At 34.0% G+C, this 10,999-nt stretch carries 9 protein-coding genes; 3 read left to right on the top strand and 6 right to left on the bottom strand.

What is annotated here, in order from left to right:
- Positions 1 to 104: 104 nt before the first annotated feature.
- The gene (locus HOO91_03945; protein NOU16690.1) at positions 105 to 1,100 is read left to right on the top strand and encodes a D-alanine--D-alanine ligase; all 996 of its coding nucleotides are present in this window, start codon (positions 105 to 107) and stop codon (positions 1,098 to 1,100) included.
- A gap of 5 nt (positions 1,101 to 1,105) precedes the next feature.
- On the opposite strand, the gene HOO91_03940 is transcribed toward HOO91_03945, so the two are convergent.
- On the bottom strand, positions 1,106 to 2,239 hold the full coding sequence (locus HOO91_03940) for a DEAD/DEAH box helicase (GenBank protein ID NOU16689.1): 1,134 nt from the start codon (positions 2,237 to 2,239) through the stop codon (positions 1,106 to 1,108).
- Between the two features lie 288 nt (positions 2,240 to 2,527).
- Between HOO91_03940 and HOO91_03935 the strand changes: the two genes are divergently transcribed.
- A complete protein-coding gene (locus tag HOO91_03935) occupies positions 2,528 to 3,247 on the top strand; it encodes a noncanonical pyrimidine nucleotidase, YjjG family (protein NOU16688.1) in 720 nt (239 codons plus the stop codon).
- A gap of 13 nt (positions 3,248 to 3,260) precedes the next feature.
- On the opposite strand, the gene dnaB is transcribed toward HOO91_03935, so the two are convergent.
- On the bottom strand, positions 3,261 to 4,802 hold the full coding sequence (gene dnaB, locus HOO91_03930; protein NOU16687.1) for a replicative DNA helicase: 1,542 nt from the start codon (positions 4,800 to 4,802) through the stop codon (positions 3,261 to 3,263).
- Between the two features lie 758 nt (positions 4,803 to 5,560).
- On the opposite strand from dnaB, the gene amrS reads away from it, so the two are divergent.
- Positions 5,561 to 6,568: an AmmeMemoRadiSam system radical SAM enzyme gene (gene amrS / locus HOO91_03925; GenBank protein ID NOU16686.1), complete on the top strand. Its 1,008-nt coding sequence runs from the start codon at positions 5,561 to 5,563 to the stop codon at positions 6,566 to 6,568.
- 129 nt (positions 6,569 to 6,697) lie between these two features.
- On the opposite strand, the gene HOO91_03920 is transcribed toward amrS, so the two are convergent.
- From HOO91_03920 to HOO91_03905, 4 genes are all read right to left on the bottom strand, one after another.
- Positions 6,698 to 7,270 (bottom strand): nitroreductase, encoded by a 573-nt coding sequence (locus HOO91_03920; protein NOU16685.1) that lies wholly within the window; start codon positions 7,268 to 7,270, stop codon positions 6,698 to 6,700.
- A 67-nt stretch (positions 7,271 to 7,337) separates the two neighbouring features.
- The gene (locus tag HOO91_03915) at positions 7,338 to 7,916 is read right to left on the bottom strand and encodes a superoxide dismutase (GenBank protein NOU16684.1); all 579 of its coding nucleotides are present in this window, start codon (positions 7,914 to 7,916) and stop codon (positions 7,338 to 7,340) included.
- A gap of 64 nt (positions 7,917 to 7,980) precedes the next feature.
- Positions 7,981 to 10,410, bottom strand: coding sequence for a tetratricopeptide repeat protein (locus HOO91_03910; GenBank protein ID NOU16683.1), 2,430 nt, complete (start codon positions 10,408 to 10,410; stop codon positions 7,981 to 7,983).
- Positions 10,411 to 10,698: 288 nt separating this feature from the next.
- Positions 10,699 to 10,875, bottom strand: a complete 177-nt coding sequence (locus HOO91_03905) for a hypothetical protein (protein ID NOU16682.1) — start codon at positions 10,873 to 10,875, stop codon at positions 10,699 to 10,701.
- Between the last annotated feature and the right edge of the window lie 124 nt (positions 10,876 to 10,999).

The raw sequence follows: 10,999 nt of genomic DNA, 5'->3' as shown, positions 1-10,999 counted from the left end.
AAATAGTATCTACAGATTTCATAGTACCAATTCTCAAACATTTTTTACTTCTAAAATTTAACTCTTTTCAGTATCTTTGATATTCTTTTGAAATAGGCATGACTATGAGCAAACATAAAAATATAGCAATTCTTGCAGGAGGTAACTCATCAGAGGAAGGAATATCGCTGAAAAGCGCAGCACAAATCACTCAATGGCTAAGTGAAACAAATTATAACGTTTACACAATACTTGTTAAGGGTGTTAATTGGACTCTGAAACACCCTGAATTCGGAGATTTCGAAATATCTAAGGACGATTTTAGCGTAACCATAAATAGCGATAAAATTACTTTTGATTGTGCTTTAATCGCTATACATGGAACACCTGGCGAAAATGGTCTCTTGCAAGGATATTTTGAAATGCTTGACATTCCTTACACTACGGGAGGTGTAATGAATACCTCTGTAACCTTTAATAAATATTTTTGTAAAGAGTTGGTTAAGGATACAGGGGTTGATTTGGCCAAGGGTGTGTTAATCCGTAAAGGACAGGTTGTAGATCCCGAGATACTAGCTGTGCAACTTGGCCTTCCAGTTTTTGTAAAACCTAATGAAAGTGGTAGTAGTTACGGTGTAAGTAAGGTTAAAACTGAAGAAGATATTGCTCGTGCTGTAACAACCGCTTTAAAAGAGGATAAGACTGTATTAATCGAAGAGTTTATTGCAGGTCGTGAATTAACTTGTGGATTGGTTAAAACATCTGAAAAAGAGTATATTTTCCCTGTAACAGAGATTTTATCCAAAAACGAGTTTTTTGACTATAATGCAAAGTACCTCAACGAATCATCTGAGATAACTCCAGCAGATATTAACCCGGAACTATCTGAAAGAATTCAACATTTATCATCAAAAATTTATGATAGATTAGATTGTAGAGGGATTGTTAGAATTGATTATATCTATAGCGATGATAAACTCTATTTTTTGGAAATTAATACTGTACCAGGAATGAGCGAGGCAAGTATAGTTCCTCAACAGGTATCTGCATTTGGTAAAGATATGGACGAGATATTCAGTTTGGTAATTGAGGATGCAATTCTGCAAAAGGCAAAGGAGTAGTCCTTCTATAAATCTTTAGGTATGGGTATTTTATAGATTTTTGTGCCTAGGAAGTGTTCAATCTTCTCGAATGATTTCCGTTGTTTCTTATTAATAAATGTGAGGGCAACCCCATCGGATTGAGCCCGAGCTGTACGACCAATGCGATGAACATAATCCTCTGGATCGCGCGGAACATCGTAGTTTACAACTAGGTCAATATCCTCAATATCAATACCTCTTGATATAATATCTGTAGCAACAAGAATTTGGAACTTTCTGTTTTTAAAATCTCTCAATACCTCTTCACGGGCTTGTTGATCTAAATCGGAATGAATAGCCCGAGCACTAGCATTATCTTTAATTAATTTCTTTTCAATATCTCTAACCTCCGATTTAGTTGAGGCAAATACTAAAGCACTTTGAATATTGCTTTTCCCCTCAACCAATGATGTAAGTAGCGATAGTTTTTGTTGATCCTCTGCAAAATAGGCTGCTTGTAGTATGTTATCTGCTGGTTTGGAGATTGATAAGCTAATCTCTTTGGGGTTGTTAAGTATAACTTTTGAAAGTTTCCTAATATTTTCAGGCATGGTTGCCGAGAATAAAAGCGTTTGCCTCTTCTTAGGAAGTTTCTCAACAATTGCCATAATATCCTCATAGAACCCCATGTCGAGCATCCTATCGGCCTCATCAAGAATGAAATGTTCAACACGATCAAGTGATACATACCCCATTTGAAGATGTTGGATAAGTCTTCCAGGGGTTGCAATCAAGAAATCAACGCCACTTTCAATGGCAGCCCTTTGGCGATCCCAGTTACCACTATCGTTTCCACCATAAACTGCAATTGAACTGGCTGGTGAAAAATAGGCAAAACCCTCTACCTGTTGGTCAATTTGTAGAGCCAACTCACGAGTTGGAACAATTACAAGAGTATTAATGTAGTTTAGCTTGACTGGTAATAATGCAAGCTTATTTAAAATTGGAAGAACAAAAGCAGCTGTTTTCCCAGTTCCAGTTTGGGCACACGCAATTAAATCTTTCCCTTGAAGTATAAAAGGGATTGCAAGTTCCTGAACAGGGGTTGGCTTTTCAAACCCCATAGTCTTAATGCCACCAATTATATCAGGATGAAAATTAAAATCTTCGAAAGTCAATGTATTTCTATTTTATGGTTTTGATATTGTGCAAAGTTAGCTTTTTTTGTCTGTAGTTAATCTTTTGGTTTTATTAATAGTTGATTACCTGAATAGACCTTTTTTATTAATCTTTAGGTATAGAGGTTTTTATGTTCAATTTTTCAAGTTATTTAACAACCATAAATTCAGTTCAATGCCCTTAAATATTAGAAATATATTTTTTGAAAAATAAATTTCGAAACAAATATTGTAAAAATTTCGTTTGAGAACTTGTTTGACTCTTTTTAATAAAAAAGTTTTTTTCTTATGTTTAATGGCCTTTTTAATAAAAAAGTAAAAGTTTACAAACATATATTTTTTGATCTTGATAGAACTCTTTGGGATTTTGATCAGAACATGATTGATGCACTGCGTGATGTATATTTTGATTTCAATCTTAATGTTGTATACCCTGATATTCAAACTTTTATAAATACCTTCACTAAGCATAACGATTATCTTTGGGAAAAATATCGTCTTGGTGAGCTTAAGAAAGATGTATTAAGATTTAAGCGATTCGATTTAACCCTTAGAGATTATGGTGTTAACGATCAAATTTTAGCTAAAGAGATGGGAGATGAGTATATTCGTATAACACCTACTAAAACGGCTCTAATACCTCAAGCGCGGGAGATGCTAGAATATCTTAGTCCAAAGTATAAACTCTATATAATTAGCAATGGTTTTAACGAAGTTCAGTTTCCGAAACTTGAAAAATGTCATATAGCAAAATACTTCGAAAAGATAATTACATCTGAAACATCTGGTTACCATAAACCTTGCCTTGAGGCATTTGGATATTCACTCTCGTCTGTAAATGCTAAAAAGAACGAGAGTATTATGATTGGGGATGATCTAGAGATAGATATTATTGGTGCTAAAAAGTTCGGTATCGATCAGGTGTACTTTAATCGTTACAAAAAAAGCCATAAGACTAAGCCAACTCATGAAATTCATTCCCTAATAGAGTTAAGTAAAATACTATAAATTTAGTTGCCTTTTAAAACGGAATATCAGAATCAGGTGATCGGTTAGGCTCAAACCCAAAGCCTTCTTTACCGCTCAGCACATCCTCGTTCATCCTCGATTTGTAAGTTACTGCTGGTTGTGCGCTTTCTGAACCTGCTTTTGCAATATAATCCATGTAGTCAACATTTTCAAAGTCGGAGAAACGAGCCATTTCCTTCTCAAATCTTAGTTTGATGTCGCCAACTGCACCATTTCTGTGTTTTGAAAGGATTATTTCAGCCAATCCAGCTAAAGAATTACCATCCTCATCTTCAAGAAATCCATAATATTCGGGACGGTGAATAAAGATTACAACGTCGGCATCCTGCTCAATTGCACCCGATTCACGTAAATCCGATAGTTGAGGGCGTTTGTTTCCACCACGTGTTTCGACAGAACGATTAAGCTGAGATAGGGCAATAATTGGGACGTTTAATTCTTTGGCAATCGCCTTTAATGAGCGAGAAATAGTACTTACTTCTTGTTCGCGATTCCCTTTGGTTTCAGTTGGGCCAGTCATTAGCTGTAGGTAGTCAATTACAATTATTCCTACATCATACTGGGCTTTTAATCTTCGACATTTAGCTCTAAACTCGAATATTGAAAGGGCAGGGGTATCATCAATAAATATCTTTGCCTCTGTAAGATCTTTAATCTTTACAACAAGTTGAGTCCATTCATGTGGATCTAGCCTTCCATTTCGAATTTTTTCGGAAGGAATTCCCGATTCGCTGACAATTAATCTATTTACAAGTTGAATATTCGACATTTCGAGCGAAAAGAAGGCAACTGCAGTTTTATGATCTACAGCCATTTTTCGAGCCATCGAAAGAACGAATGCTGTTTTACCCATAGAAGGACGTGCAGCAACAATAACCAAATCGGATTTTTGCCAACCAGAAGTCATTCGATCAAGATCTGAGAATCCCGAGGGTACGCCACTTAATCCGTCCTCACGCTTCCCTGCCTCCTCTATATTTTTAAGAGCCTGCTTTACAAGTACATTAATTTGTGCTGTTTCTCTCTTAATATTGCCTTCGGCAACCTTAAAAAGTTCCATTTCAGAGTAATCCAATAGATCGTCCACATCAATACTATCGTCAAATGCACGATTCTGTATATCGGATGAAACTCGGATTAGTTCACGCTGAATATATTTCTGAGCAATGATTTTTGAGTGAAACTCAAGGTGGGCTGCAGAACCAACCTTTGAGGTAAGTTGCGCAAGATATATAGGACCACCAATCTCTTCAAGTTGATTTCTGCGTCTCAGTTCTTCCGAAACAGTTAGTAAATCGATTGGCTCAAGACGGGTTGAGAGGTCTATAATTGCTTTAAATATTGTTTGGTGGGTTTCCTTATAAAAACTTTCTGGTTTAATAATATCAAGGATTGAGATTACCGCATCCTTTTCTACCATAATTGCACCAAGAACAGCTTCTTCGAGTTCCAGTGCTTGGGGAGGTATCTTTCCCAGTTCAAAACTTGCTAGATTTGTTTTTGGTAAACGAGCATTTGTGCGTCTTTCAGCCATATTGAGTTCTTTCTACAAAAGTAGAATTGAACTTTGGATTTTAAACTTTTTTTTGGAAGAGTTTATCAACAAAAATAAAATTTCTAGAAATATGTGTAATTCGGAAGCAAATATTTTTATTAAAAATGGTTTTGAGTTTTTATATTATCACAAGATATGATAAATGTAACGTCAATTATCAAAGTAAGGTTTGACGTTTAAGTTTGAAGCGCAATAAATTTAAGTTTCTTAGTATTGCATAAACCCTAAAATTACAAATGTGTTAAATTTGTGAATATTAAAAGAATATGCATATCCGTTATAATATCTATAAGCAAAACACAATCCATTGTCATTCCGGGCGAAGCCCCGGAATCCCTTGAAAGAGATAGATTTCTGCATTATTCGCTTCGCTCATGAGCTAACGGTTCGCAGGAACCGAGCGTATTTTGCGAGTTTGCCGTAAGGCAATGACAATTTGGATTATTTATTCTTCATTAGGTATTATTACGGACAATCATATAAATGAATATTTTATATCTTGTAAAAGAATTGTTGTAATTAATGATTTTAGAAAACATTGAAAAACGGAGCAAAATATCAATGGATTTTTATGAACTATAGATTAATATACTCTGTTTTGTATTAAGCATAATCTTGCTATATATCTAATATATAGATAAATACCTAATTAGCCAATAATATTTTGCCCCAAAGTTTTAATTACTTGATTTCAATTAACCAAACAATTAACTTGTAAGCCGATTAGATCGTTTCGAATGGTATCGCAATTTTACATAAAGTCCGATTCAGGCTCTACGGAATGTCAGTTATGCCCCCATTTTTGTAAAATAAAAAACGAGAGGGTGGGGATTTGTAATACTCGTTTAAACCGAAATGGAGTATTGGAGTCGACCCAGTGGGGCGTTATTTCATCTTCATCACTTGATCCAATTGAGAAAAAACCGCTATACCATTTCTTCCCCGGTAAAATGATTTATTCTATTGGTGGTTTTGGATGTAACCTGAAATGTTCATTTTGTCAAAATTATGAGATATCCCAATACGTTCCACAAAATATTGATAATCTGAGAATAGTTTTGCCCCAGGAGGTGGTAATGAAAGCAAAAATCCATCCTAATAACATAGGAATTGCCTATACTTACAATGAGCCTACAATCTCCTATGAGTACATGCTGGAAGTTGCTAGAATTGCTAAACTTGACGGGTTGAAGAATGTTATGGTATCCAATGGGTACATAAATAAAGAACCCCTTTCCGTCCTATTTGAGTTTATTGATGCATTCAATATAGATTTAAAGGCTTTTACAGATATTTTTTATAGAAAATATACAGGCGGTAGGCTTCAACCTGTCCTTGATTCCTTAAAGGAAATCCGAAAAAGCGGGAAACATCTTGAGATAACATTTCTTGTGATCCCGAATTTGAACGATAATATGGATGATGCAAAATCGATGATAGATTGGATTGCCAATGAGTTGGGCGAGCATACAATTTTACATCTTAGCCGTTATCATCCAGCTCATTTGGTTTATAATCCACTAACTCCAATTGAGACTCTTACCCATGTCTTTAATATAGCAAAGCAAAAACTTCAGTTTGTTTACATTGGAAATGTTCCCAATTTAGAGGTAGAAAACAATACAAATTGCCCTAAATGTGGAAACGTATTAATTAATCGGGATGGCTTTTATTCATCATTGGTTGGTCTCAATGCAGATGGGAGTTGCAAGGAATGTGATCTTTCTGTAGTTACTATGGCATAATTTAAAATTGATATTCTCTTAAAAAACCTGAATTGATTAATAAATGAGAGGTAAGTCAGGCTAATAGCAAGAGGGCGTTCAGGAAAGAATTCTCCTTCAAAGACGGTAGTGTATATAATTAGTGTCATCCTAAAGGTTGATCACAACTTCTTCTAGGCTTCGCTTTGGTACATGATGAATCTGTTTCTCATCACGCCAATATTTTACCTCCCCATTTGCAGGCATAGGCTCAAGTACAACCTCTTCAACTGGTTTACCTATGGCAAGTACAAGGACAACATCTAGATGCGCGGGTAGGCTTAATGTCTCAATTAACTCATTGCGTTTAATAGTATAAATAATACAACCACCAAGACTTTTCTCAACTGCTGCTAAAAGAATGGTTTGAGCAACAATGCCTTGATCATGAACAAGGTTTTTCCCAATTTTTGTATCCTCAAGTATGACAATATAAGCAGAAGGTTTTTCTCCTTCTTCTGGACCATTCCAATCCTTTAAATATCCTGCCCAAGCAAGGTTTGGAAAAATCTTGGAGTTTAGTTCTGCATCTGCCGATATAAAATACTTAAGAGTTTGCAAATTACGTCCTGAAGGAGTATTTAAAGCTAACCTTACAAACTCGAGTAGAGTTTTCTTATCAACCTTTTTAGATTGATCAAAACGTCTATAGCTACGATTCCTAAGCACTAAATCTTTAAGCATAATATTTTATCTAAAAAATAAAAAGAGTGTTACCTTTTTTAATAACACTCTTTGCAAATAAATAATACTACTTTATACGATTTTCAATAACATTCCAGTCCAAAACATTCCAGAAAGTTTGAATATAATCGGGCCTTCTATTCTGATAATCTAGATAGTATGCGTGTTCCCATACATCGCATGTTATTAGGGGTTTAAGATTATTTTTTAGAGGATTTCCAGCATTAGATTCCTGTTTGATATCCAGATGGCCAGATGAGTCAACAACCAACCAAGCCCAACCCGAACCAAATAGGGTGGCGGCTGCCTTATTAAACTTCTCCTTAAATTCTGCCAATGAGCCAAAATCTTTAATAATCATTTCAGCCAACTTACCCGATGGCTCCAGTTTAGGTTTTGGAGAAAAAGAGTTAAAATAGAATGTGTGATTCCAAATCTGTGCACCATTATTGAAGATTCCCCCATCAGCTTCATGGATTATGGTTTCCAAATCGGAATTTTCAAATTTAGTTCCAACAATCAAGTTATTGAGGTTATTCACATAAGCTTGGTGATGTTTTCCATAGTGAAACTCAAGCGTTTGTTTTGATATTACCGGAGCTAATGCATCTAGCTCATACGGTAACTTAGGTAGTTCGTGTTTCATATATTATTTGTTTTTATTTTTAACAATAATTTATGGTAATTTGTTCTCTAAATTACTATAAATCCTAGGATATTTGTATCCCCATTACAATTACATCATCAGTCTGATTTTCGTCACCCTTCCACCTATCAAATTCATTCCAAAAAATATCATGTTGATTTTCAAATGGTTTTTTAGAAGTGGATGAAATTAGGTTTCTAAAAGTTGAATAACCGAATTTTTTATTATGTGCACCACCAAACTGATCTGCATATCCATCTGAGAATAGGTAAATTGAATCCCCTGGATTTAGAACTAAATGATATTCGTTATATTCTTCCATTCGTTGGTAGAAAGCAACTGGCATTCTATTGGGTTTTAGTTCAACAATATTATCCTGAACAAGTATTTTTTCCCCTTCCTCAGGTGGATTTGAAGTTGCAATTATTAATGAAAGGTTTGCTCCAGAGAATACTAAATTGCGATTTACGGGATTATACATGCAAAGAGCTATATCCATTCCATCCTGACTATCATCATCAAGTCCAGTTTGGTTAAGTGCTCTTATAATCATATCTCTTAACTTCCAAAGCATTTTTGCAGGAGAATCGCATTCTGAACGTGATATCATTTCGTTAAGCAATGATACTCCAAGCATGCTCATAAAACCGCCAGGCACCCCGTGTCCAGTGCAGTCTGCAATAGCAAAGTAAATATTATTTTCATGTCTTGCAACCCAGTAGAAATCACCCCCAACGGATTCCCTAGGTTGAAAAAATAAAAAATATTTTCCTAAAATACTTTCCAAGGTTTTATCAGACGGAAGTAAGGCTTGTTGTATTTTTCGAGCATAATCAATTGACTCCCCAAGATCGGTCAACATGGTCATTATCTTATCTCGTTGATGAATTACTAAATTTTTCTGTATCTCTAACTCATCGCGCTGGTTCATCAATTCACTTTTTTGGCGCTCCATGTCAAGTTGCTGAAATGCAAGTGAATCATTATGTCTCTGTTTCTGACGAAAATTTAAATAGAATAAAATGAATACAGATAGGGTAAGTGTAAAGGCAAGAATGAAAATGTTAGCGATCATTGTTTGTTTCTTGGATTTTAACTGAGCAATCTCAAGTTGCTGTTCTTGTTCAATCTTTTGCTTTTGCATCACCTTATCAAAATCTGCTTGCATTTGGATTCTTACAATTTCTTTGGAATTTTCTATGCCACTTAAACTATCTCTAAGTGTTATATATAATTTATATGAGTTGAACGCTTGAGAAGTTTTACCCAAACCTTCATACATTCTTGAAAGATTTTCGTAGCCTTGCAGAATTAAATCAAATGCTCCAATCTTTGTGGCTTGATTAATTCCTGACAGACAATAATTAATAGCTTTATTCTTATCCCCTAATTCATAATAAGTTAGTCCGGTCTGGATAAAACAATTTGCCAATCCATTAGGATCTTCAATTCTAGTATATATTTTTTCAGCTTCATTAAGAATTTCAAGAGATTTTAAGGGGTTATGCATTAGCTTATATAGTTCACCCATACTTAAATAAAGATTTGCCAATCCTGGAAAATTTGAAATCGCTTTTCTTATATCCTCTGCTTTTCTATAGAACTCCATAGCTTTTTCCAAATCGCCTTGTTTCTCATATATATCACCTATGTTAATATATGAAGTCGACATGCCAAGTTTTTCATCTAATGATTGTTTTATTCTGAGTGATTCATTATAATATTTAAGAGCCATTTTGTTATCACCGATATGCTGGTATACCATACCTATATTATTATAGAGATATGCAGTCCACTTTAGGTCTTTTAATTCTTCATTAATCTTTAGGGATTTAAAGTAAAATTCAAGAGCTTTTGTATAATCGCCTTGATTCCTAAAAACAACCCCAATGCTATTTAAAGTTATTGCTTGTTTGTATTTATCGCCCAATTCTTCGTTTATTGATAGGGAAAGAAAGTAATATTCAAGTGCCTTGGGATAAATACCTCTCGATCTATAAACTAAACCAAGGTTGTGAATTGTAGTAGCTACTCCACTCTTGTCGTTTATTCTTTGTCTGATCTTTAATGCCTCATTATAATATACCTCTGCACTATCTTGATTGCCAATATCTCCAAACGCTTTCCCAATTCCATTTAGCGCTAAACCAACTTCAAATTCTTTATTAATGCTTCTTAAGTGAGGTAACGCTTTCTTTAACGATGAAATTGATGAGTCATTTTTTCCATTTTCAAGTTGAATACGTCCGATTTGTAATAATGATTTTCCAATACCATAAGTATAACCGCTTCTTTTAGAAAAATCTAAGGCTGATCTTGAAAGTTGAAGTGATTCTTGGTTTTTATTACTATCTAATTTAATCTCAGCCTTTTTAAGAATTGCTTTTATTTTGGATGTGTCTGAAATAAAATCTTTTGCACCAGTAGATCTTATTGAAGGTGCAATTAATAAAATTAAAAGCAGATAAAATATTGTAGTTCTTTTTGGTTGCATTATAAGTTGTTATATTTCCAACCAATAATACGAAATCTAAAATGAAAAACCTAAAGAAATTAAGAAGATAAAATATTTCGCTTTTAATTGTGTCAATTACTTTCTTTAAATTTTTTTCAGGGTACTTATCCAGATGTTTTTATCTGAAATATATTTGATTCTTGTTTTTGAATTGTTTATTTAGAAAATGAACATTATCTATTTTTTAGATATATATTCATTTCAAATTAACAGAAGAGATAAATTTTGAAAATTATAGAAAGAGGGGTGTTGTTTGTAATGTCATGTTTAAAGAAAACTATGCTTGCGGTTATGCTTTACAATTTCTTTTTTTTGTGTATGAATCTCTATTCCAAAGAAGTAATATTTAACCACCCAGAATTCTACAAACCATTTTTCATCAAGTGAATCAATTCTATCAACCATAAGTCGGTCAACACCAATAAAAGTCCTTCGTTCAGTCATCACTATTTTTATATCAATTTTAAATATTGTACGTAAATAATAACATTAAAGATTACGTTTAGTTTCAAACTTACTTTATTTTTTTATAATCACCCAAAAAACTTTGATAAACTGTTTATAAAAT

The sequence above is a fragment of the Bacteroidales bacterium genome, assembly GCA_013141385.1.
GTDB lineage: Bacteria > Bacteroidota > Bacteroidia > Bacteroidales > Tenuifilaceae > UBA8529.
The sequence above is the reverse complement of the archived record's forward strand: the minus strand, read 5'-3'. Positions and strand labels throughout refer to the sequence as shown.

Coding starts and splice junctions, on each gene's coding strand:
- HOO91_03905 (NOU16682.1), bottom strand. CDS start 10,875: ATGACTGAACGAAGGACTTTTATTGGTGTTGACCGACTTATGGTTGAT.
- HOO91_03935 (NOU16688.1), top strand. CDS start 2,528: ATGTTTAATGGCCTTTTTAATAAAAAAGTAAAAGTTTACAAACATATA.
- HOO91_03910 (NOU16683.1), bottom strand. CDS start 10,410: ATGCAACCAAAAAGAACTACAATATTTTATCTGCTTTTAATTTTATTA.
- HOO91_03915 (NOU16684.1), bottom strand. CDS start 7,916: ATGAAACACGAACTACCTAAGTTACCGTATGAGCTAGATGCATTAGCT.
- HOO91_03945 (NOU16690.1), top strand. CDS start 105: ATGAGCAAACATAAAAATATAGCAATTCTTGCAGGAGGTAACTCATCA.
- dnaB (NOU16687.1), bottom strand. CDS start 4,802: ATGGCTGAAAGACGCACAAATGCTCGTTTACCAAAAACAAATCTAGCA.
- HOO91_03920 (NOU16685.1), bottom strand. CDS start 7,270: ATGCTTAAAGATTTAGTGCTTAGGAATCGTAGCTATAGACGTTTTGAT.
- amrS (NOU16686.1), top strand. CDS start 5,561: ATGGTATCGCAATTTTACATAAAGTCCGATTCAGGCTCTACGGAATGT.